This is a genomic window from Fulvivirga sp. (assembly GCF_040218215.1).
GTDB lineage: Bacteria > Bacteroidota > Bacteroidia > Cytophagales > Cyclobacteriaceae > Fulvivirga.
Genome location: NZ_JAVJQL010000010.1, coordinates 90489 through 111644, shown reverse-complemented (window position 1 = coordinate 111644; position 21156 = coordinate 90489). Strand labels below are relative to the sequence as shown.

Here is a 21156-nt window from a genome sequence, read left to right as displayed (position 1 = left end):
GGATGGATATCTACAACCAAATAGGCTTTTACTTGTTAACTTTACCGCACATAAATTGGATATTTAAAAATTAAAAAATGGCATTTAGTTTTTTCAAAAAGAATAAGGATAGTGATAAGAAACCTGCTTCTGGGGGCAGTAAATACTTGAATCTTACCGTTAAAAATATCATTAAAGAAACCAAAGACGCAATTACCATTGTGTTCGATCAGCCCGCTGAGAAGGTTAACTATAAGTCGGGTCAATTTTTGACGCTGATCAATACTATCGATGGCAAGGAAGTGCGAAGAGCGTATTCTTTATGTTCTTCCCCATTTGTAGATGAAGATTTGGCAGTTACAGTTAAGAGAGTGGATGGTGGTCTGATGTCGAACTGGCTGCCTGATAATCTGAATGTCGGTGATACCATGAAAATCATGGAGCCTATGGGTGTATTCACTACCGATTATGATGCAGGTAATAAGAGACATTTGGTAATGTTTGCTGGTGGAAGCGGTATCACACCTATGATGTCAATTATCAAAACCATGCTTGATCAAGAGCCTAATAGCATAGCCTCGCTAATTTACTGTAACAGGGATATTGATAGTATAATATTTAAAGAGCAATTTGACCGACTTCAAACCGATTTCGAAGGAAGGCTTCATGTCATCCATATTTTGGATGACGCTCCTATGAACTGGCAGGGTCATAGTGGTTTGCTAAATCACGATATGCTCGTTAAAATATTTGAGCGCATTCCTTCTTGGGGTAAAGAGAATACCACTTACCTAATGTGTGGGCCGGAAGGCATGATGAAGAATGTTGAGAATCTACTTGCAGAACAGAGCATTCCAAAAGACACCATCTTTAAAGAAAGTTTCGTAGCCGGAACAATCGATAAAGCTGAAAAGGAAGCGTCTGCTGAGTCTGGTGAAATAGTAACGAGAGAAGTGACCGTAATCTATGATGGTGATGAGCACAAGTTTACTGTGGAGCCAGGTAATTCTATTCTTGAAACAGCACTTGATTTAGGTATTGATTTACCTTATTCATGTCAAAGTGGGCTTTGTACAGCCTGCAGAGGTAAATGCATATCCGGCAAGGTAAAGCTTGATGAGGAAGAAGGACTATCTGAATCTGAACTTAGTGAAGGATTTGTGCTGACATGTGTTGGGCATCCTTTGACTGATGACGTGGTGATAGAAATAGGGTAATCCTGTGCCCTTTTGTGAGTTTAAAATAAATATTAAGATTAGTTAGATATTAATATGATTGATATACCGTCAAGACCTCAGAGAACTTTTATTCCTGAGGATTTTAAAGTAGAAACTTGGGAAGGTCTGGCTCCCTATTTTGATGAGCTAAAAAACAGAGCAATTGAAAGTGATGATGCTCTAAGACAATGGTTTAAAGATCGTAGTGAGCTGGAGTCCATCATATCTGAAGATGCTGGATGGCGCTACATCAAAATGACTTGCTACACTGATAATGAAGAGTACAGCAAGGCATATCAATATTTTGTAACTGAAATATCCCCGAAGATCGCACCAATCAGTGATCAGCTAAATAAGAAGGCCGTGGCCTCAGAATATTTATCTGACTTAGAGAAGGAAACTGGTTTTGATATCATGATCCGTGAGATGAAGAAGGATATCGAGATATTCAGGGAAGAAAACATCCCAATCAATACTGAAATACAAACAGAAACGCAGAAGTACGGCCAGATTAGTGGTGCCATGACTGTTGAGTATGACGGCAAGGAACTGACCTTGCAACAAGCAGCGGTAAACCTTCAATCAACTAACAGAAAGCTAAGAGAGGAGATTTATCATAAAATAGCTGACCGCAGATTAGAAGACAAGCAGACCTTTGATGACCTATTCACAAAATTGATTGGTCTTCGTGATAAGGTGGCAAAAAATACAGGATTTAATAATTTCCGTGACTATATGTTTAAGGCCATGGGAAGGTTTGATTATACGCCAGCTGACTGCTTTGAATTTCATAATGCCGTAGCCCATGAAGTGGCACCAATGCTTAATACTTTAGCAAAGGATAGAAAGGAGAAACTGAAAGTTGATCAGCTAAGACCATGGGATAAGGCCGTAGATCCTGAAAATAGAGAAGCATTGAAGCCATTTAAAGATGGAAAGGACCTTACTGCTAAAACTATAGAGTGCTTTAAGCGACTTGACCCATTCCTGGGTCAGTGCCTTGCTATAATGAATGAAATGGGCCACCTTGATCTTGAGTCTAGAAAAGGTAAAGCACCGGGCGGATATAACTACCCGCTGGCAGAAATTGGAGTGCCCTTTATATTTATGAACGCTACTTCTACTCATCGCGACATGATTACCATACTGCATGAAGGTGGCCATGCGGTGCATTCGTTCTTGACCAGGGATTTAGAGATCAGCGATTTTAAAAACACTCCGTCTGAAGTAGCTGAATTGGCTTCTATGAGTATGGAATTGATTTCTATGGATCATTGGGATCTTTTCTTTGATAATGAGGAAGACTTGAAAAGAGCCAAGGTAGAGCACCTTGAGCAAATTATAGAAACACTGCCTTGGGTAGCAACTATTGACAAATTTCAGCATTGGCTTTATGAAAATGCTAATCATACTTTGGAAGAACGACACGCAGCGTGGCTAAGAATATTTGAAGAGTTTTCTGATAATATTACTGACTGGAGTGGGTTGGAAGAAAATAAGAAGTACATGTGGCAAAAGCAGCTTCATTTGTACGAGGTGCCTTTTTACTACATAGAGTATGGTATGGCGCAACTTGGTGCTGTAGCAGTTTGGAAAAACTACAAGGAAAATGCACAGAAGGGGCTGGAGGGCTATATGAATGCTTTGAAATTGGGTTACACCAAATCAATACCGGAAGTATATGCCGCTGCAAATATCAAGTTTGACTTTAGTCAATCCTATATTAAGGAATTGATGACTTTTGTGAAGGCAGAACTTGAGGATCTATAGCCCTAAAAAGCCATTAAACTTACTTTATGAACGCATTTTATCAAGCAGCAAACTAAGCTGCTTGGCATCAGATTCGCTTAGTCCGAGAGATTCGTCAAGGGCATTGGTGTCTGCATCCATGCGGGTAAGCAAGTTAAGACCATCGTCATTAATGGTGACATCAACTAACCTTCTGTCAGCAGGGCATTCTTTTTTGGTTACCCATCCCTTTAGTGTGAGACGGTCCACAATTCTAGATGCATCAGAATTTTTATCAAGCATTCTGGCCTTGATTTCTGATGTAGAAATAGAACCTGGGTACTGACCTCTTAAGATTCTTAGCACATTGAATTGTTGAGGTGTAAGACCATACAGTTTAAAAAAGTCTTTGTGCCTGTTGGTAAGCCAATTGGAAGTAAATAATAGGTTGATAGTAGCTTTTTGTAATTCGCTACGAAATTTCTTTTGATGTATCTCTTCTTCTATTCGCATATGCTAAAATAGGGGTTGAGTAATCTCAACCCCATTTATTTATTATCCTTTTTTCTGTAGCTCTACATTAGCTGTTATTTCAACCTCGTCACTAACAACGGCTCCACCAGCTTCAGTTAAAGCTCCCCACTTCAGGCCGTATTCTTTTCTGTTTACGGCACCAGTTACTTTAAAACCAGATTTAATGTTTCCCCATGGGTCTTTAATAGTACCGTTGTACTTAACATCAAATGTAACATCTTTAGTCACATCTCTCATCGTAAATTTACCTACTAATTGATATTTAGCGCCATTTTTTACGATTTTACCATTAAATTTTACTTCAGGAAATTTCTCGGCATTAAAGAAATCATCCGATTTTAAATGATTGTCTCTTTGCTCATTGTCTGTGTCAATTGAAGCTGCTTTGGCAGTAAATTCAACTGTAGAACCAGCAAAGTCATCGCTTGTGCTTACTACCTTGGCATCAAAGTCAGTGAATTGCCCTTCAACTTCTGATATTACAAGGTGAGTAACTGTAAACCCTACTGAAGAGTGGGATTTGTCAACTGTCCATTCTGTTTGACCATAAGTAAATGTTGCACCTACTAAAAGTCCGATTGATAAAATTAGTTTTTTCATAAGAGTGTCTTTTTTATATAATGCAAATATAAACGATGTTTAAACATTAATGTTGTGTCGTTGAAAAAAAATTATAAAAAAATAGCAGAGATCATTCTCTGCTATATATAACTTAAGTTAATTCTTATTAGTCGTTTCTAGGATTTGCCTTTTTAACCACTATAGTTCGCCCATCGAACTCAGTTTCATTAAGTCCTGCAATAGCTTCTTGAGCTGCACTGTCGTCAGGCATTTCAACAAAGCCAAAACCTTTAGACCTTTGAGTTACTTTATCAAAAATAACTTTGGCCGATGATACCTCACCATACGTTTCAAAATGTTTTTGTAATTGCTCGCTGGTGGTTCTAAAATTTAATTTTGCTACGAAAATGTTCATTGTAAAATAAGATTGTTTAAAATATAACTTATAGTGGAGTAGGAGGTTTGAAATCTATGAAAACAAGTCATACAATAATCAATCTTCGCCCTAATCAACTCATAAAGCTTACCAAATATAATCTATGGGATTGATTAAAGCTAATATTCAAAGAATGTTTACATTACCATAACACATCACTAAATTTAGCCGTTTTTTCAAAAACCCGTTTAGCAAATGGGCATAGTGGCATAATTTTTATATTGTTTTTACGGGCCATTTCTACTGCTGCAGTCACGAGTTTAAGTCCCAGATTCTGACCTCTGTATTGGTCATTTACCTCGGTGTGATCTATAATAATTTTTTGCTCGCCAGCTTTTGAGTAGGTCATCTCAGCAATTGCTTCATTGCCATCATTAATGTAAAACTTTCCTTTATTTTCGGTTTCCTGGTGTTGTACTTCCATGTTATAATTTTATATGATAATCTCTTGTTAAAACTTTATAACCTTCAGTCCAGCTGCCATCATCATTATAATGAACAAGGCTGCTTGACTCCATATTGTTTTTGGTTTTACCTAGACATAATAATGAACGTTCTGGTTTATTTCCTTGCTTTGAGTAAAAAAGCGTTTTTCTTACTAAAAAGAAGCCATTCTCCTCCCCATTATTTACTAGTAGTGGTTCTATATCGCAAGGAACAATGACCGATAGCATACCATTATCAGTAAGTAACCTACTTGCATGAACTACCAAGTCACTGGTTGGTAATGTGACAGTATGCCTGGCTTTATGTCTTTGGCTTATTGGACTTGAGGTTCCATGTTCAAAGAAAGGCGGATTGCTTAAAATATGATCATATTTCTTCTCAGGATGAAAATCCTGAATTGATGTTTGAATTGCATTCAATCTGGTCGCCCAGGGAGATATATCAAAGTTTGACTTTGCTTCTTCAATAGAGGCGCCATCAATGTCTATAGCATCAATTATTCCAATGCTGTTTCTTTGGGCAGCCATCAAAGCAATAAGTCCGCAACCTGTGCCCACATCTAAAACCCTGTTGTTTTTATGTACATCAGCCCATGCGCCTAACAGCACACCATCGGTCCCCACCCTTATGGTGCTGTTATGATGAGCTAGTTCAAATTGCTTGAATTTAAAACGTTTGCGGAAGTTATTGGCATTCATCTTATTTCTTTAATTTAGCCAGCAATACTCAAGAATAAATATATAGATTAAAGTCCTCTAGTTATGTCAAATAAGCAATATAAATCTGATTTGGAAATAGCCCAGTCTGCAACCTTGAAGCACATTAAGGAAATTGCAAATGGTGTAGGTGTTGAAGAGTCAGATTTAGAAATGTATGGTAAGTACAAAGCTAAATTACCGTTGAACCTGATTGATGAAAAGGCAGTATCAAAAAGCAATTTGGTTTTGGTAACCGCCATGACACCAACGCCTGCCGGTGAAGGTAAAACCACTACATCTATAGGTTTGGCCGAGGGGCTTAATAAAATAGGTAAGAAGACATGTGTTGTTCTTCGAGAACCTTCATTGGGGCCTGTGTTTGGCATGAAGGGCGGAGCTGCCGGTGGCGGTTATAGCCAAGTGGTACCCATGGAAGATATTAATCTACATTTCACTGGAGATTTTGCCGCAATTGAAAAGGCTAACAATTTACTGGCGGCATTAATTGATAATAACATTCAGTCTACTAAAAATAATTTGGGAATTGACCCCCGAACGGTGGAGTGGAAGCGAGTGATGGACATGAATGACAGGTCTTTAAGGGAGATTGTTACTGGAATGGGAGGTAAGCCCGGAGGTATGATGCGCGAGACAGGTTTCAATATTACAGCGGCTTCTGAAATAATGGCCATTTTGTGCCTGGCAAAGGATATGGATGACCTGAAAGAGAAGATGGGTAATATTTATGTTGGGGATACTTATGCTGGCGAAGCGATATTTGCCAGGGATTTGAAGGCAAATGGTGCCATGGCAACATTGCTTAAAGATGCCATTAAACCTAATCTGGTCCAAACTTTAGAGGGAAATCCTGCCATCATTCATGGAGGACCTTTTGCTAATATAGCGCAGGGCACCAACTCTGCAATTGCTACTAAAATGGGTATGTCCTTGTCTGACTATGTGGTAACGGAAGCAGGTTTTGGCGCAGATTTGGGAGCGGAGAAGTTTCTAAATATTAAGTGCGGCTATTCTGGATTGAGTCCTAAGGCTATTGTAATAGTTGCGACTATTAGAGCGCTAAAGTATCATGGTGGCCAACCTCTGGAGGAATTAAAGTCGCCAAATACCGTTGCTTTGGTCAAAGGACTCGCTAACCTCGAAAAGCATATTGAAAATATCAAAACTTATGGGTTGCCGGGAGTGGTGAGTGTTAACAAATTTGTTACCGATTCGAAAGAAGAAATTGATATTGTGATAAAACGCTGCGAAGAGCTCGGAGTTAAAGTAGCTATTGGTGAAGGTTGGGAGTTTGGAGGTGATGGTTGTACTGCCCTTGCTCAAAAGGTAGTAGAAGCTGTAGAATCTAGTGATAAACCCTATAAACCAACTTATGACTGGAAACTATCTGTAAAAGAGAAGATAGAAGCTGTAGCCCGGAAAGTTTATGGAGCGCAGGATGTAGAGTTTTTGCCAAAGGCAAAGCAAAACCTTAGAAAGATCGAACGCATAGGCTTGAATGATAAGCCCATATGCATTGCTAAAACTCAATACTCTTTCAGCGATGACCCTAAAGCATTAGGCAAGCCTGAGAAGTTTACACTAACAGTTCGTGAAATTGAAATTGCCGCCGGAGCCGGTTTTTGTGTTCCAATAACCGGTAATATGCTGAGAATGCCAGGCTTGCCAGCCGTACCAGCTGCCGAAGGTATGGATATCGATAATAATGGAAAGATCACTGGCTTAAGCTAAAGGCCAAGTACTAACCAAAGCACGACAAGGGTGACGAGAAAAATGCCTATGGCAATAATGTCCTTGTGGACTTTCATTACTTTTTAAACCTCCTTAATGTATTCTCAATTGCATTGATAAACTTTCTGAGCAGGTCGAAATAAAGGGTTACACCCATGAAGATCGACATGAACCAGATTACATACAGGTTGAAGTGTAGTGTATCTAGGGTAATGCCCAAGAATTGCTTATTTGGCACATAGAACTGTGCTCTATAATCAAGCAGATGATCAGGGTCAGGATCATTATAAATAGGATAGATCTTTTGAACCAGTCGCCCATCCTCTTCTATAATTCTATGAGGCTCATTTTGGTTTTTGACAATTTCAACAATAGTCTCATTGCGATAAAGCTCTTTCAGCTTATCAAACTCCGCTCTTTTCTCAGGCGAGCTTGTCATATCGAGTATGATTTTTTCACGAGCGGCATCTGCCTTGTTGTACCTGATAGCATAGAATTTCCTTACTATTTCAAGAAACTCGTAAGTATAATTGTAAACTGCAGAATCAAAATCATTAATATTCAGCTTATCCAGATGCTCAAAATGTTGATCACCAACAGTTTGCAGTTCCCTGTCAATTTCAAAACGTAAGAGTGCAAGGCTTGCCTTCAATTTCTCTGCTACTTCAGGTTTATCTTTGTCTTTGAAGTTATTGAGACTGTATTCTAGCTTAGTTTCCAGGCTTGGAATGTAATAAATCTTTTTGTAGTCACATTCGGCTAAGACCTTTTCATAGGGGTAGAATATTTGTTCGAAATCATTATCCCTGAACTGAGCGACCATGGCAGCTTCAAAGGCCCATCTTGATGCCATAAAATCACCGACTAAAGGCACTTTTCCGGCACTGCTTAAATCAGGGTTGAGCTTATCAAATTTTACTACCACTCCGCTTAAGACCAGTTGAGGAATAAGCAAAATAGGGATGATGATATAAATGGTCACTGCAGAATTAAATCCCGAGGAAATGTTTAAGCCCATCATATTTGCCAGGCATGAAGTGGAGAAAAGGATCATCCAGTGGGTGATAAGCATTCCATGTATCTCCAGAATTGTATTTCCTATCAAAACAAATGTAAAAGTCTGAATAGCGGATAACGAAAAAAGGATAAACACTTTTGATAGCAGATAGCTGCTTCTGCTAAGGTTGAGGAATGACTCCCGCTTGAGTATTTTTCTATCTCTGATAATTTCCTCGGCACTTACAGTAAGGCCCATAAACAAGGCTACAATTACACTCATAAACAGGTAAGCTGGCACATTCAGGTTTTGACTGAACACATAACCAAGATTGAGTGAGTTGTTAGTGTTATGATACCTGACAATATAAGCCAAAACAAAAGCGAGCACAGGAGCCTCCAAGAGGTTGATAAGTAAATACTGCTTATTGCTAAGTTTAGAAAGGAAGTCACGGGTGGTAAACAGACTAAACTGCTTAATTTTATTAGGAATGTTTAATGTGGATTCAGGAGCTTCTTCAACTGACTTTATACCCTTTAGCTTTGTTTTTTCGAGGTATTGTTGGTTCCATTGTTCGGGTGATATCTTTCTTTCATTGGTAAAGTTCCCGTATTCATTGATAATCCTTGTTTCAATGATATTGAAGATTTGCTCGGGGTTTACATTACCGCACTCATGGCACTCACCCTCATCACTGTTAATAAGATTAATGGTGTCTTTAAAATATACTACTGCCTCAACAGGGTTTCCATAATAAATCTGATAACCTCCTGTATCAAGGATAACCAGTTTATCAAACATTTTAAATATGTCTGATGATGGCTGGTGTATGACGACAAAGATCAACTTGCCTTTAAGCGTAAGTTCTTTAAGCAGGTCCATAATGTTCTCAGAATCCCTTGAGGACAAACCTGAAGTAGGTTCATCTACAAAAAGGACGGCTGGTTCCCTCAATAATTCAAGGCCAATATTTAATCTCTTTCTCTGACCACCGCTAATAGTCTTGTCAAGAGGCGAACCAACTTTTAAATCAGCGGTTTCAGAAAGTCCCAGGTTATCGAGTGTTTTAAGTACCAGAGCTTCCACCTCATCATGACTTAAATTGTCAAAACAAAGCTTGGCAGCATAATATAGATTTTGATAAACGGTAAGTTCCTCTATTAGCAGGTCATCCTGAGGCACAAAGCCAATAACTCCCTTTATCTTCTCCTTGTCTCTATGGATATCAATCCCATTTATTAGCACATGCCCTTCAGACGGCACTTCATTGCTGTTGAGTACATTCAATAGTGTAGACTTACCAGCTCCGCTGGCACCCATAAGCCCAATTAATTTACCTGACTCCTCAAAAATATTGATATTGCGCAGGCCCAATTTACCACCCTTAAATTTGTAGGAAATGTCCTTTGCTTCAAACGAAATCTTCTTTTCATTACCCGACTTCATAAATGGGCCTATAACATCACCATAATATACGGGACTAATCTTTTCTGTTCGTATAGTTGACCCTATGGCTAATACCGCTCTTTTACCCGACTTAAGAGGCACACCATTTAAAAATATGTCTGCAGGCCCTAAGTATTTAATAAAGTAAGTATCAGCAATCTCTACATGAAGTATAGCTACGAACCCTTTAAGTCCTGATCTTTTAATATGCTTAAAAGTAGATTTTTGATAGTCTGCATCATCTATAATCAGAATGCGCTCATGCTGTAGTTCTTGAACCTCCTTGCCTGTTACAAAAGTATTGATCGCCTTTATTTCATTGTCTGTTACATTAAAAGCTTCACCTATATATTTTACAAGCTCTTCTTCACGATTGGATATGTGGCCATCTGCTAATATGATGCCCATTAATTCCAAAATGATAACAACTTTTTGTTTTTGAGTTAATTCAGCATTAATGTGGCTGCATATATCAGAGATTCTTTTATGCTCTTCATCAGCACTAAATGTAGATGACACGGTGATAGTGTCGCAATAAGTATCAAATTCCTTTAGGTATCTGGCAACCGCATTTTTATTTAAGTGCTCAAGGAGAAATGCTTCAATTTGTTCTCTTTCCTGCTTAGTAACCTCATCTTCTTTTGCCACAATGGCGAACAATTGAATTATTGCTTTAAGTAAGGGTTCACTCATGAGCTGTCCGGTTTTGGAATAGAATCACTAATATAATTCTTTGAATTTATAAAAAAAGGGATTGAATTAAATTCAACCCCTTCTTTAAGAATTTGCGTTCTGGCAATTTTTATTCAACCAGGCCTTTTCTCATTTCTTCTACTGTTGAAGTAATATCAGCTAAAGTTTTGTCTGACAATATCAGGTCTGCTCTATTATTTTTGATTTGCTCTTCAATGTTTAAAGCAGCATAACTTTTGTTCAATAAGTTTAGATTGGCCAAAAGCTGATCTACCGGATTAGAAGAATCCAGCCCTTCAAGCATAGCTGTCAAATCTGTGCAAGCTTTCTGTTGCTCCAATACTACTCTGATTAAAGGAGTAAGAACAAGGTTTCTGCTGTCTTCAGGAAGGATATCTTTTGGATAGCTCTTAATTAATTGTGTAGAGATATAAAGGCCTTCGATAAAACTACCTGCCACCACAAGTCCGGCAAGTCTGTTTCTGTTATCATCTTTAAGGTAAGCTTCTGTATCTTGAATAGTTGAGTTGAGTAAGAAAGCCAAAGAATCTTTTCTCGAAAGATTTTCTTCAAATCTCTTCACCAAACTAACATCAAAAGAACCTGTGATACCTAGGTCATCAGCCAATTTTTTAGCGGTACCCAAGTAAGTTAAAGACTCTTGCACTTTATCGTAAGATACCAGATAGCCAATGTCAGTGGCATAAACTCCAAGGTTTAATGCAGCTTTATCATTGATTGACATGTAGCCGGTAGCCTTGGCATTATCATTAATTAGTGATCCGTTGTATTCAGCTCCTGTTGCTTCAAGTAAAAAAGGAATTTCTGAAGGTGAAGGAATTTCATAAACTACTTCCTGAATTTGTTCTTTCAAATCAGACTCTGCCTGATCAAATTCTTCAGAATTTGCACTCTGATCTTCTTTTTTTTCTGATCCACACGAGTATAGCCCTATTGTTAGAATAATTGCGAAAGACAAAAGTCCCAGTTTTTTGTAGTTCATAGCTTTTTGATTAGTCTTTTATTAATGTCCAATTTTAATATATTTTTTTTGCGAATAAAACATAAACGGACAATATTTTATCCGGGGCTACTCACTCCATTTTTAATATGAATGTTTAAACATTTTTTCCACCGTAGCTTTTTAATATTTTCATTATTTCAATAAATAGGATTATAGAAAGATTGATGATTTTTTTTTAAATGGAAGTTGTTTAAAAACGTTCTAAATATTAACATCACTAGATTGAAGGTATTATGCTAAGACATGGAAGTAGCAACTAAGACTAAGGAGGGTAAGAAAAAAGTGATGATTATTGATGATAATGAGATAGATATCTTCATTAATCAGAAAGTTCTTGAGTTCAATAATTTTGCCAGTGAAATCATAAACATACAAGCTGCACAGAACGCCATCGACCAGCTTAAATCGTCTAAAATAGAGGATATTCCTAATTTAATCTTTTTGGATTTGAATATGCCAATTATGGATGGCTTCCGGTTTCTATATGAATTTTCCCTGTTGTCTGATGAGGTGAGAGCCAAAATCAAGATAGTTGTTCTTACCAGTTCTGATAACTCGAATGACAAAGAAAAAGTGGCCGCCAATGCAGATGTACTTACCTATATTTCAAAGCCACTAACAGACCAAAAGCTTAGTGAGATAGCCTCCATGCTTGATTAAGCTACTACTGCTTAACAGCTTCAACTTTTAGGATTATATCAACCTTTTCTCCAACTATAAGTCCACCGCTATCTAAGGCATCATCCCACTTCAGGCCATAATCAAACCTGTTTATTGATCCTTTGGCAGTAAAACCCGCCCGTTTCATATTTTCAATGGAAACAATACCGCCAAACTCAATATCTAAATCTATGGGCTTGCTGATATCACGAATGGTAAGAATACCAGAAAGCGAATAGCTACCATCTTCATACTTCTTAAAAGCGGTACTCTTAAATTTTATCTCTGGAAAAGCCTTAGCATTAAAGAAATCATCTTCTTTAAGATGCTTGTCACGCTCAAGGTTATTGGTAGTTATACTTGCTGCCTGAATATTGGCAGTAACGGTAGCTCCTTCAAAATCATTCTTTTTTTCTGTGGTAAGTATTCCATTGAAAGAGGTAAAATAGCCAGTAACTGATGATACTGTTAAATGTGAAACTTCAAACTCAACGGTAGAATGTGAGGGGTCAATTACCCAGGTATTCTGAGCTATCGACAAATTACAGAACAGACAGAATATTAAAATAAAAATTGACTTCTTCATGATGCTGATTGATTAGAGTGAAACGTATATAAAAATTAGTAAAAATCGCTCATAAATCAAAGGGCAAACGTTTGAAATTTCGGTAATGAGAATAAATCAAAACCTAACTAATTAGTGGTGAACAGGTTATTCCTTCTGGATGTTAGGGTCAACAACATCCAGTCCATCACTAGATAGCATCTGTTTAGGAATATTGCCTTTAATATGGCTGCAGAGCTCATTGAGCATATTCTCTTTATTATTTCTGGTCCTGGTGATTAGACCTATTTCCCGGGCTTTTGGATTTTTCGAATCGATCTGGCATATGTTTTCTTCCTGATGTTCATTGAGGCTTAAGGTTGTAAGCTCAGGCAAAATAGTCATGCCGCCCTTTACGTCAACAATTCGTATAAGAGCATCAATCGAATTACTTCTATAAATAAATTTCTTGTTTTTTCTTATTTCGCTAAGGTCACAAAAGTTGTTGATTTGATCTCTAAAGCAATTGCCTTCATTCAGCAACCAAAGTTTGCTGTAATCGATACTGGATAAGGAAATCTTGTTGTTTTCAACATCCCCAGACTTATAGAAGTAAAATTTTTCATAAAACAGTGGCTGACTTAGCAGACCAAAAGCCTGGATAGGTGTTGAAATTATCCCCGCATCCAGATCGCCATTCAAAACGCCCTTGACTACCAAATCCGTAGTCATTTCATTGATGTCTAAAGCTATGTCAGAATGGGTTTGCTGAAAGGAGTCGGCAAAAAGGGGAACGAGAAATGGTGCCAGGGTAGGGATAATACCTAAAGAAATTTTTCCCGACAATGTGTCTGACATGTTGCTGGCAAATTCCTGCAATTCATCGGTGCTCACAATAATCTCATGAGCCTTGGCCAGAAATTTGGAGCCTTCTGGTGTAGGGTTTATAGGGCTTTTCGACCTGTCAAATAAAAGCAACCCTATTTCCTTTTCCAGCTTGCCTATTTGCAAACTTAGGCCCGGCTGCGAAAGGTTCATTTTCTGGGCAGCAATTCTGAAACTCTTGTATCGCTGTAGTGCTAAGGCGTATTGAAGTTGTTGTAGGGTCATAAGTTATACTAATGAGACTGCAAATGTAATTAATAATGTTAATACTAATATTGAGCATATAACCGAAATGGTTAATGGTATAAGTTAAAACATTTATTAACCCAATGGATGTTTCACATTCTCTGTGTAAATTAAGAGTTGTCGAAACGACCATTTTTTTATGAATAATGCAATGTTAGTATTTGATGCAATTAGGGAAGGTGATTTGAACCAATTGAAGGCTTTAATAAAAGGAAATTCAAATCTTGTTAATGAGAAAGATCAGAAGGGATTTACACCATTGGTATTCGCAACGTATATGGGAAACCTGGAGGTCACTAAGTTTTTATTAAAAAATGGTGCAAACGTTAACGAGCAGGATGTGAATGGAAATACAGCCTTAATGGGGGTATGTTTTAAGGGGCATGATGAGATAGCTAAATACCTGATAGATAATGGCGCGGATGTTAATTTGCAAAGTGCCAATGGTGCTACCGCTTTGTTCTATGCCATAAATTTTGGTCAACACAATATGGTTAAACTACTTATCGGGAATGGTGCTGATTTGACAATGACGGATGCAAAAGGAAATACAGCTTACGAACAAGCCAAAAGGCAGGGAAATATGGAAATAATGGCAATGTTGCAGTGATATGTTAATGGTAAGCATACAAGGGCCATTGGCCCGTGGCTTTTATTTGGATGCCAGCGAGCAGTCAAATTTTAACGGCATTTTAAGAAATGTCATAGGCTATCAATTTTTACTTATCAGCTCAAAATTCCGCACCGACATCCTCTATTTTTCTGAAATAGATCAAAATAAGAACATTATAAAACTTCTGTGCAGGGAAGTGGGGAAGGAGTTTTACCCCGGTCAGGTAGAAAAGTTTTTCAGAACCACCAATAGGCAACAGACGTTGGAGCAATACTTTTTACGATTGATGCACTTGTCTTCGAAAAGCCTATGGTATAATCAATATATAACAGTGGCTCAACAAACCCTGGTTGACTATTCGCAAAATAAGGTAAGCATGACTTTAAAAGACTGCATAAACCATGTGCACACCAATACAGAATTTGATTCTGTGGAATTTCAATCCCTGACCTGTTCCATTCCGCTGGAAAATAAAGACCTAAAGTCAGTAGCTCTTGATTTGCTAAGTTCTTTTCTGGCTAATTAAACTTGGTTTTCGATTGTCCTGAAGGTGAGGTTGACCCTAGCTCCAGCCACTTTCTTTGTTGGTGGAAGTCGGTGCAGCCAATGGCTTTGTGTGGTGCCCCGCATTACCAGCAGACTGCCATGCTCTAAAATGAGGGATACTACTTCTTTGCTTTGCTTATGTTTAAAACCAAACTTACGCTCAACCCCTAAAGTTACAGAAGCTATGGCCCCGTCTTTTTTTAAATCTTTTTCACCATCACTATGCCATGCCATGCCTTCACTTCCGTTATGATATAAATTGAGCAGGCATGAGTTGTACGTTTCTTTAGACTTCTTTTCAATGAGTGATTTTAATTCGACAAGCTCAGGAGTCCATGGCAGGGCATTTTTAGTCACCTTAGAATAGGTGTAGGAAAAGGGCTTATCTCCGTACCAGGCTACCTTGCGTTTCGTGATTATTTTCTTGCCAAAAATAATAGCCTCATCATTTTGCCATTCTACAGTATTGCGAAGCATTTCATAGTAATGGTTAGCGTCTTTATGCGATAGTATTTTACCATAGTAATTGGCTATTCCATCAGCTGGTAAAATGTTTTTTGAAGGATCAGCTTTATTCTCAAATAATTCCATTCTTCCAATTTTTGTATTCCGAATTAAGGCAATGCCCACAAGGCCTGAAACCCAGACTAAAGGCCTCATCCCGGTTCTTAAAAAACACTCGATTTTCTTTTTTCATTCTTTTACCGGACTTGCAATTTAGCTTGCCAAATATTTTTAGTTGGGCATTTCCGGCATGTGAAATGGAACCATTTCTCACAAGTTTCATAATATTTGATTCACTCAAGGTGTTGTGTTCAATCATAAAGCCTGAATCCAATTAATAAAACGTATGTCATGCCTGCCCTCCGAACAACTGAAAATAAAGGTTTATATTTTTAAAACCTTTATTTATCCGGCATCTGGTTCTTCTAATCATAGATTACGGATAATTTTCTTTTTATGTAAAATGTAAAAAGAAAATTTGCGCAATGACACTTAGCTTAGAGCATCATGAAATATTATGCCAGCGGTCATTCTATGGCCTTTACTAAGTTCGCTTACCCCGTGCTTCATATTTGCTCTATAATAGCCATTTTTACCTTTAATAGGCCTGAAATTGGTTGCAAAAAGTACAACGTCACCCAATTTTGGTTTCAACACTATGGCCTTGGACTGGGCCCTTGGCACCTGCTCAGTTATAACAAACTCACCGCCTTCATAGTCTTCACCATATTCACTGAGAAAAATTACCATCTGAATGGGAAAGTACACTTCTCCATACAAATCCTGATGTAGAGTGTTATACCCGCCTTCCTCATATTTTAATATCAAGGCTGTAGGTTTTGTTTGAAGCTTTGCTTTGCATAATTCAAGCAATTCTGTATGAGTTTCCGGGTAGGCTAGTCCCGTTTTTAGTGCTTTCATCCATAAGTTGGCAATTGGGGCCAAATGTTTATAGACATTGGTTCTCAGGGCCTGAATGAGTGGAGGCAAAGGGTAGTCAAAATATTTGTATTCACCCAGTCCAAACCTGTGCCGCTCCATAACTACAGTTTTTCTATACCCCGTCTTTTTTTGATAGAGTGCTCTAAGGGACTCGCATTGCTCGTGCGAGAGCAGTGAAGGTATGGTGGTATAACCTTTAGTATTTAAGTTCTGGGCAATACTATCCCAGTTCAATGATTGAATTTTGTCTTTCATCGGGGAATGATTTTAATAAATGAAATATGGATTACTTAGTAGCCGCCTGTGCCGATTCCCAACCTATAATGGCCGTTTTTCTGTCACAGCCCCATCGGTATTGGCCAAAGTGGCCTGTTGATTGGATCACCCGGTGGCAGGGAATAAGAAAAGCCACTGGATTGCTGCCAATGGCCGTGCCGACAGCGCGCGATGCTTTGGGATGCTTGATATGTTGTGCAATGTTTCCATAGGTGCTCAGCTGACCTTGAGGTATTTTGATCAAGGTTTCCCAGACTTTAAGCTGAAAGTCTGTGCCCTTGAGGTGTAATTTAACTTCATGAAGCTTAGACCAGTCATGGGTAAAAATAAACAATGCATTTTGCTGGCGCATGTCCATCTTTTGCTCATAATGGGCATTTGGAAACTTTTGATAAAGCTCTTTTAATGCAGTCTCACTATTATCAACAAAGGCAATATGGCAAATGCCTTTGGCTGTAGAGGCAATTAGAACATTGCCAAAAGGGCTTTCAGCAAAGCTATAGTTGATGTCCAGCTTTACGCCTCCATTCTTGTACTCCGCAGGGGTCATTCCTTCTATATTGATAAAAAGGTCGTGGAGCCTGGCCGCACCTGACAAGCCTGTGTCATAAGATGCCGCAGCCAAGGTGGCCTGATTTTCGGAAAGCAATTTTTTGGCGTGCTCAATGCTGAGGTATTGCAAAAACTTCTTAGGGCTTACTCCGGCCCAATCAGTAAACATGCGCTGAAAGTGATAGGGGCTGAGGTGCACCTTTTCAGCAACCTCATCGAGGTTGGGTTGCTGCTTAAAATTGTCTTTTAAGTAGACAATGGCCTCGGCTATCCTATCAAAATTGATCTGTTGTTGTGTAGTTGTCATCTCTTGATTTGTTAAATATAGCGCAAATCTAGAGAGGCTGGAAGTGTACTAACACCCGAATCTTGCGCTGTTGCCTGGCTTAACATTGGATTCACATTCAGCGCTAAAAACTTAACATTGGAAATCTCTTAAGATGGTTATCTTTATTTTATTATAGATAACAATTAATTCACATTAGAAAGTAATATGATCCCTACGAATGAAAAACCTGCTGTTGATGATCAGGATAATGTAAAAAATGAAGAAGTTAAGTCTGAAACTAAGTCTTCAAATGCTGATCCTGCCCCTAAATCAAAACCTGCCCCTAAAAAAAGAACAGCTACCGCAACTAAGGCTAAAGTTACACCTGCTGCTGCACCAAATGCTGAAACAATTGTAGCCGAAAGTGTTGTTCCGGAAATCAAGACTGAATCAAAAGAAGAGGCAGAAAAAAAGACAGCTAAAGGAGACAAAAAGTCAAAGAAGGAAAAGGAGAAAGCTAAGGCTGCCAAAGAAAAGGAGAAGAAGAAAGCCAAGAGGGCTAAATTGAAAGCAAAAAAAGAGAAAGAAAAGGAAAAGGTGAAAAAGGCTAAAGCCAAAGCGAAAGAAAAGGCCAAAAAGGAAAAAGAGGCTAAAAAATCGAAAGCCAAAAAGGATTCTAAAAAGAAGAAAAAGTAGTTAACCCTAATGCTATAAAAAGAAAGGGCCACTTTAACTTTATTCTGTTAAAATGGCTCTTTATAGCGTTATCATCTATACTTCTATTTATTTAGATTTTTGTTTACCCATTGAATAAGTTCAACCTCGTCCACTATGGACCATGAATGTGGATGTCTGAAGCCTGAACTTCTGTAACCAGGCTGTTTTGCAGGCATAAATTCCGCCTTTTCGTTGTCGAGAAGTAATAGCCTGTTAATTAACTCAGAAGCTGCTAGCGCATTAGAGTCAAATAGACTTCTCCTTCTATTTTCCAACTGCCAGACTATGTCAACATCATGATAAACACGAACGCCTATATTTTTCAGAAATTGTTCATTTCCGGGTTTATCGAGGTCAGCATCAAATGGTGTTAATCTGTCATAGTTAGCTTTGTTAGTGGTTGGAGTGCCGATTTCCCGAGTCATGATTTCAGAAACGAACTGAGCTTCACCTACACCTGCATCCGAATAGTTCTTTTTGATTTCTCGCTGAAAGTAATCCCATATCCCGAATAAATCGATAGGGGAGTCAACACTAAATACGGCTTGCGGTTGTATAGGGCCTTCACTACTTTTTTCTACACAATATTCAGCATACCTCATGCTTATTGTTCCTCCGGCTGAAAATCCGCCAATTACAAATTGATCTGAAGCAACTGCATATTTGTTTTTAACATGTTGTAGCGCCATATTCAACCTGTTAATTACAGATTGATCAGCGTAAAGCTTTCTTTCTCCAGCTACGGCTATAGTTAGAATTCCATGAAGGTAGGCTACATTATGAATTTTGGTTTCTGGAAAGATACTCTCAGCTTTTTGGCCAAAGCCTGGCATAAGTACAAGTACACCCTTGATCTTTTTGTCCTCCGGTACTACAGCCAGATAGTAGCCGCTGTCAGTATTGTTTTGATCGAAAATAATCTTTTCAAAGTTTTGTGCTATCAATTGAGAAGAAGCGAATGTTAGAAGGGTTAGTAAAAATGTAAGGCGCATAAGTTTAATTTTATTCAAAGGCTTACGTGAATTCTTACTTATCGTTTTAAAAATAGAGGGTACGTTTTGCTGATGCGTGGATTCTACTACTTCCATCGGGTCTCTCGCCAGGCTTTCTGTTCTTCCTTGGTCAGGAATGTCCAGGCAACAATTCTGCTAGACTTATTGCCCGTGCCAGTAGGAATAGTCTTTACCTCTACAGCCTCAAATTTGTCCAGTGACTGATATATACTTTTTAGGTTAGACTGTTTTGACACCAGTGAAGAGAACCAAAAGCAGTTGGTTGAGAACTTCTTGCTTTCCCTGATCATGTTGTTAACAAACTTGTATTCGCCACCATCGCAAATCAGCTCGTTGCTGATGCCCGCAAAGTTGAGTGCAGGATTTTTAGCTTCTTTTCCAGTTAAGTTTTTCACTTTTCTAGCCGTGCCTTGTTGAGCCTCTTCTGCCGATGCGTGGAACGGTGGATTACAGATTGAAAAGTCAATTTTATCTTCCTTGTCAATGATGCCATAAAAGAAGTCTTTAGTATTTTCCTGGAGCCTACAGTCTATTTTGCCTTTAAGTGGTGGGTTTGAATCAACAATGTCTTGTGCTGATTTAACTGACTTTGCATCAATGTCTGAACCGATAAAATTCCAGTCATATTCGACTGCTCCTATGATGGGATAGATGCAATTGGCGCCAACACCAATATCATAACCGATAACCTTACTGCCTTTAGGTATATTGCCAAAGTTGCTTGAGCCAAGCAAGTCAGCTATATAGTGAAGATAATCAGCCCTGCCGGGAATGGGCGGACATAAATTCTCTTCGGGAAACTCCCAATGTTTTATGCCATAATAATGATTAAGTAAGGCTTTATTTAAAATTTTTACAGCCGCAGGATTGGCAAAGTCCACCGAATCATCACCATATTTATTGGGCTTCACAAAGGTCTTTAATTCAGGATTGGAGATGATTAATGCTTTAAGATCATACCTTTCCCGGTTTTTGTTTCGAGGGTGTAACCTTGCTTTTACTTCCTGACTTTTTTTAGTTGACATGTTGCTGGTCTAAAATGAATATCTTCGTTTGTTAAAATGCATCATATGACTAATTGACATACTTTTCTTTTTTTAATAGATTTCCTAAACTATCATATAATTCAAATCGAGTTTTTTCTCCATCAGAATTGTACCAGTAGGCCTCACCTACACTTATTTTATTCTTATCAATATCATTCATAATAAGATGGTGATTTTCAACTAATAAACTCCCCGTCATAGAGGTTTTTCCATTTGAGTATACAACAAACTCCTGATAGAGATTGCCTTTTTTCCATTCACTTAGCCATTTTTCTTTTAAATAAAAAGTACCTGTTTTATCTGCGACATAAAATACTCGAGATGTAAAGTTGCCAAGGCTATCAACAACTAGTGAATCGATATATTGATATTTTGTATCAAGTAATGATTTTTTAAATACGTATAATCCATGTTTTACAAATTCACCAATTCGAACAAATTCATATTTATCCTTACTTGAATTCTTAGCTATTCTAAAAGTGCATGTTTCAATTTGGTGAGTATAGGGATTTACCAAATCAATTTGCTTGATGATATTTCCTTTTGATTCTATTTCTTTCTTTTCAGAGTTAGAAATTGTCGATAGTAATATTTTTTCTTGGCCATCATACTTTGATAAAAGAGCACAAGAGCTTAAAAACAATGCCATTATTAAGTGTTTCATTATGATCGTTTAAAAAAAACAGTGATCCTAAAAATAGAAACTTATCATTATTAAATTGATCTCGCGCTATTAATTTCAAAATATTGTTGCGTCCTAAAAGTGATAAACTAAAATAGTAACGTCACTTCGACATGCAGCGCAGGGGAATGAGAAGTCTCCTGATTCTAATAG

General features: G+C 38.1%; 23 protein-coding genes. 7 read left to right on the top strand and 16 right to left on the bottom strand.

The window, feature by feature from the left end:
- Positions 1–77: 77 nt before the first annotated feature.
- Positions 78–1196 carry a 2Fe-2S iron-sulfur cluster-binding protein gene (locus RIB54_RS03775; RefSeq protein ID WP_350099350.1) on the top strand — a complete coding sequence of 373 codons (1119 nt, stop codon included), beginning with the start codon at positions 78–80 and terminating at the stop codon, positions 1194–1196.
- A gap of 54 nt (positions 1197–1250) precedes the next feature.
- Positions 1251–2966, top strand: a complete 1716-nt coding sequence (locus tag RIB54_RS03770; protein ID WP_350099349.1) for a M3 family oligoendopeptidase — start codon at positions 1251–1253, stop codon at positions 2964–2966.
- 24 nt (positions 2967–2990) lie between these two features.
- Here RIB54_RS03770 and RIB54_RS03765 read toward each other — a convergent pair whose 3' ends face one another.
- From RIB54_RS03765 to RIB54_RS03745, 5 genes are all read right to left on the bottom strand, one after another.
- On the bottom strand, positions 2991–3437 hold the full coding sequence (locus RIB54_RS03765) for a MarR family winged helix-turn-helix transcriptional regulator (protein ID WP_350099348.1): 447 nt from the start codon (positions 3435–3437) through the stop codon (positions 2991–2993).
- A gap of 42 nt (positions 3438–3479) precedes the next feature.
- Positions 3480–4058, bottom strand: coding sequence for a YceI family protein (locus RIB54_RS03760; RefSeq protein ID WP_350063715.1), 579 nt, complete (start codon positions 4056–4058; stop codon positions 3480–3482).
- Between the two features lie 127 nt (positions 4059–4185).
- On the bottom strand, positions 4186–4434 hold the full coding sequence (gene rbp, locus RIB54_RS03755; protein ID WP_350063713.1) for an RNA-binding regulator: 249 nt from the start codon (positions 4432–4434) through the stop codon (positions 4186–4188).
- 163 nt (positions 4435–4597) lie between these two features.
- Positions 4598–4879 carry a GNAT family N-acetyltransferase gene (locus tag RIB54_RS03750; protein ID WP_350099347.1) on the bottom strand — a complete coding sequence of 94 codons (282 nt, stop codon included), beginning with the start codon at positions 4877–4879 and terminating at the stop codon, positions 4598–4600.
- A 1-nt stretch (position 4880) separates the two neighbouring features.
- Positions 4881–5600, bottom strand: coding sequence for a tRNA1(Val) (adenine(37)-N6)-methyltransferase (locus RIB54_RS03745; RefSeq protein ID WP_350099346.1), 720 nt, complete (start codon positions 5598–5600; stop codon positions 4881–4883).
- A 63-nt stretch (positions 5601–5663) separates the two neighbouring features.
- Between RIB54_RS03745 and RIB54_RS03740 the strand changes: the two genes are divergently transcribed.
- Positions 5664–7349, top strand: a complete 1686-nt coding sequence (locus RIB54_RS03740; protein ID WP_350063707.1) for a formate--tetrahydrofolate ligase — start codon at positions 5664–5666, stop codon at positions 7347–7349.
- Between the two features lie 76 nt (positions 7350–7425).
- On the opposite strand, the gene RIB54_RS03735 is transcribed toward RIB54_RS03740, so the two are convergent.
- Both RIB54_RS03735 and RIB54_RS03730 read right to left on the bottom strand, forming a co-directional pair.
- Positions 7426–10485, bottom strand: a complete 3060-nt coding sequence (locus tag RIB54_RS03735) for an ATP-binding cassette domain-containing protein (RefSeq protein WP_350099345.1) — start codon at positions 10483–10485, stop codon at positions 7426–7428.
- Positions 10486–10594: 109 nt separating this feature from the next.
- Positions 10595–11488 (bottom strand): hypothetical protein, encoded by an 894-nt coding sequence (locus RIB54_RS03730; protein ID WP_350099344.1) that lies wholly within the window; start codon positions 11486–11488, stop codon positions 10595–10597.
- A gap of 264 nt (positions 11489–11752) precedes the next feature.
- On the opposite strand from RIB54_RS03730, the gene RIB54_RS03725 reads away from it, so the two are divergent.
- A complete protein-coding gene (locus RIB54_RS03725) occupies positions 11753–12169 on the top strand; it encodes a response regulator (protein ID WP_350099343.1) in 417 nt (138 codons plus the stop codon).
- Between the two features lie 4 nt (positions 12170–12173).
- Here the strand turns inward: RIB54_RS03725 and RIB54_RS03720 are convergent, their stop codons facing one another.
- Together RIB54_RS03720 and RIB54_RS03715 are read right to left on the bottom strand one after the other, a co-directional pair.
- Positions 12174–12755, bottom strand: coding sequence for a YceI family protein (locus RIB54_RS03720; RefSeq protein ID WP_350099342.1), 582 nt, complete (start codon positions 12753–12755; stop codon positions 12174–12176).
- 126 nt (positions 12756–12881) lie between these two features.
- On the bottom strand, positions 12882–13823 hold the full coding sequence (locus RIB54_RS03715) for a LysR family transcriptional regulator (protein WP_350099341.1): 942 nt from the start codon (positions 13821–13823) through the stop codon (positions 12882–12884).
- Between the two features lie 160 nt (positions 13824–13983).
- Here RIB54_RS03715 and RIB54_RS03710 point away from each other — a divergent pair, with 160 nt between their 5' ends.
- The gene (locus tag RIB54_RS03710; RefSeq protein ID WP_350063695.1) at positions 13984–14454 is read left to right on the top strand and encodes an ankyrin repeat domain-containing protein; all 471 of its coding nucleotides are present in this window, start codon (positions 13984–13986) and stop codon (positions 14452–14454) included.
- Between the two features lie 7 nt (positions 14455–14461).
- Positions 14462–14983: a hypothetical protein gene (locus RIB54_RS03705; RefSeq protein ID WP_350099340.1), complete on the top strand. Its 522-nt coding sequence runs from the start codon at positions 14462–14464 to the stop codon at positions 14981–14983.
- Here RIB54_RS03705 and RIB54_RS03700 read toward each other — a convergent pair.
- From RIB54_RS03700 to RIB54_RS03685, 4 genes are all read right to left on the bottom strand, one after another.
- On the bottom strand, positions 14980–15594 hold the full coding sequence (locus RIB54_RS03700) for an alpha-ketoglutarate-dependent dioxygenase AlkB family protein (RefSeq protein ID WP_350099339.1): 615 nt from the start codon (positions 15592–15594) through the stop codon (positions 14980–14982). The genes RIB54_RS03705 and RIB54_RS03700 overlap by 4 nt on opposite strands.
- Positions 15581–15790 (bottom strand): Ada metal-binding domain-containing protein, encoded by a 210-nt coding sequence (locus RIB54_RS03695; RefSeq protein WP_350099338.1) that lies wholly within the window; start codon positions 15788–15790, stop codon positions 15581–15583. Before RIB54_RS03695 ends, RIB54_RS03700 begins: the two co-directional genes overlap by 14 nt.
- A gap of 209 nt (positions 15791–15999) precedes the next feature.
- On the bottom strand, positions 16000–16704 hold the full coding sequence (locus RIB54_RS03690) for a 2OG-Fe(II) oxygenase (RefSeq protein WP_350099337.1): 705 nt from the start codon (positions 16702–16704) through the stop codon (positions 16000–16002).
- 31 nt (positions 16705–16735) lie between these two features.
- Positions 16736–17584 (bottom strand): bifunctional helix-turn-helix domain-containing protein/methylated-DNA--[protein]-cysteine S-methyltransferase, encoded by an 849-nt coding sequence (locus RIB54_RS03685; RefSeq protein WP_350099336.1) that lies wholly within the window; start codon positions 17582–17584, stop codon positions 16736–16738.
- A gap of 186 nt (positions 17585–17770) precedes the next feature.
- On the opposite strand from RIB54_RS03685, the gene RIB54_RS03680 reads away from it, so the two are divergent.
- Positions 17771–18241: a hypothetical protein gene (locus tag RIB54_RS03680; RefSeq protein ID WP_350099335.1), complete on the top strand. Its 471-nt coding sequence runs from the start codon at positions 17771–17773 to the stop codon at positions 18239–18241.
- Positions 18242–18324: 83 nt separating this feature from the next.
- On the opposite strand, the gene RIB54_RS03675 is transcribed toward RIB54_RS03680, so the two are convergent.
- From RIB54_RS03675 to RIB54_RS03665, 3 genes are all read right to left on the bottom strand, one after another.
- On the bottom strand, positions 18325–19254 hold the full coding sequence (locus RIB54_RS03675; RefSeq protein WP_350099334.1) for an alpha/beta hydrolase: 930 nt from the start codon (positions 19252–19254) through the stop codon (positions 18325–18327).
- Positions 19255–19340: 86 nt separating this feature from the next.
- Positions 19341–20300 carry a 23S rRNA (adenine(1618)-N(6))-methyltransferase RlmF gene (gene rlmF / locus RIB54_RS03670; RefSeq protein ID WP_350099333.1) on the bottom strand — a complete coding sequence of 320 codons (960 nt, stop codon included), beginning with the start codon at positions 20298–20300 and terminating at the stop codon, positions 19341–19343.
- A 49-nt stretch (positions 20301–20349) separates the two neighbouring features.
- Positions 20350–20985 carry a hypothetical protein gene (locus RIB54_RS03665; RefSeq protein WP_350099332.1) on the bottom strand — a complete coding sequence of 212 codons (636 nt, stop codon included), beginning with the start codon at positions 20983–20985 and terminating at the stop codon, positions 20350–20352.
- Positions 20986–21156 lie beyond the last annotated feature (171 nt).

Coding starts and splice junctions, on each gene's coding strand:
- RIB54_RS03775 (WP_350099350.1), top strand. CDS start 78: ATGGCATTTAGTTTTTTCAAAAAGAATAAGGATAGTGATAAGAAACCT.
- RIB54_RS03770 (WP_350099349.1), top strand. CDS start 1,251: ATGATTGATATACCGTCAAGACCTCAGAGAACTTTTATTCCTGAGGAT.
- RIB54_RS03765 (WP_350099348.1), bottom strand. CDS start 3,437: ATGCGAATAGAAGAAGAGATACATCAAAAGAAATTTCGTAGCGAATTA.
- RIB54_RS03760 (WP_350063715.1), bottom strand. CDS start 4,058: ATGAAAAAACTAATTTTATCAATCGGACTTTTAGTAGGTGCAACATTT.
- rbp (WP_350063713.1), bottom strand. CDS start 4,434: ATGAACATTTTCGTAGCAAAATTAAATTTTAGAACCACCAGCGAGCAA.
- RIB54_RS03750 (WP_350099347.1), bottom strand. CDS start 4,879: ATGGAAGTACAACACCAGGAAACCGAAAATAAAGGAAAGTTTTACATT.
- RIB54_RS03745 (WP_350099346.1), bottom strand. CDS start 5,600: ATGAATGCCAATAACTTCCGCAAACGTTTTAAATTCAAGCAATTTGAA.
- RIB54_RS03740 (WP_350063707.1), top strand. CDS start 5,664: ATGTCAAATAAGCAATATAAATCTGATTTGGAAATAGCCCAGTCTGCA.
- RIB54_RS03735 (WP_350099345.1), bottom strand. CDS start 10,485: ATGAGTGAACCCTTACTTAAAGCAATAATTCAATTGTTCGCCATTGTG.
- RIB54_RS03730 (WP_350099344.1), bottom strand. CDS start 11,488: ATGAACTACAAAAAACTGGGACTTTTGTCTTTCGCAATTATTCTAACA.
- RIB54_RS03725 (WP_350099343.1), top strand. CDS start 11,753: ATGGAAGTAGCAACTAAGACTAAGGAGGGTAAGAAAAAAGTGATGATT.
- RIB54_RS03720 (WP_350099342.1), bottom strand. CDS start 12,755: ATGAAGAAGTCAATTTTTATTTTAATATTCTGTCTGTTCTGTAATTTG.
- RIB54_RS03715 (WP_350099341.1), bottom strand. CDS start 13,823: ATGACCCTACAACAACTTCAATACGCCTTAGCACTACAGCGATACAAG.
- RIB54_RS03710 (WP_350063695.1), top strand. CDS start 13,984: ATGAATAATGCAATGTTAGTATTTGATGCAATTAGGGAAGGTGATTTG.
- RIB54_RS03705 (WP_350099340.1), top strand. CDS start 14,462: ATGGTAAGCATACAAGGGCCATTGGCCCGTGGCTTTTATTTGGATGCC.
- RIB54_RS03700 (WP_350099339.1), bottom strand. CDS start 15,594: ATGGAATTATTTGAGAATAAAGCTGATCCTTCAAAAAACATTTTACCA.
- RIB54_RS03695 (WP_350099338.1), bottom strand. CDS start 15,790: ATGAAACTTGTGAGAAATGGTTCCATTTCACATGCCGGAAATGCCCAA.
- RIB54_RS03690 (WP_350099337.1), bottom strand. CDS start 16,704: ATGAAAGACAAAATTCAATCATTGAACTGGGATAGTATTGCCCAGAAC.
- RIB54_RS03685 (WP_350099336.1), bottom strand. CDS start 17,584: ATGACAACTACACAACAACAGATCAATTTTGATAGGATAGCCGAGGCC.
- RIB54_RS03680 (WP_350099335.1), top strand. CDS start 17,771: ATGATCCCTACGAATGAAAAACCTGCTGTTGATGATCAGGATAATGTA.
- RIB54_RS03675 (WP_350099334.1), bottom strand. CDS start 19,254: ATGCGCCTTACATTTTTACTAACCCTTCTAACATTCGCTTCTTCTCAA.
- rlmF (WP_350099333.1), bottom strand. CDS start 20,300: ATGTCAACTAAAAAAAGTCAGGAAGTAAAAGCAAGGTTACACCCTCGA.
- RIB54_RS03665 (WP_350099332.1), bottom strand. CDS start 20,985: ATGAAACACTTAATAATGGCATTGTTTTTAAGCTCTTGTGCTCTTTTA.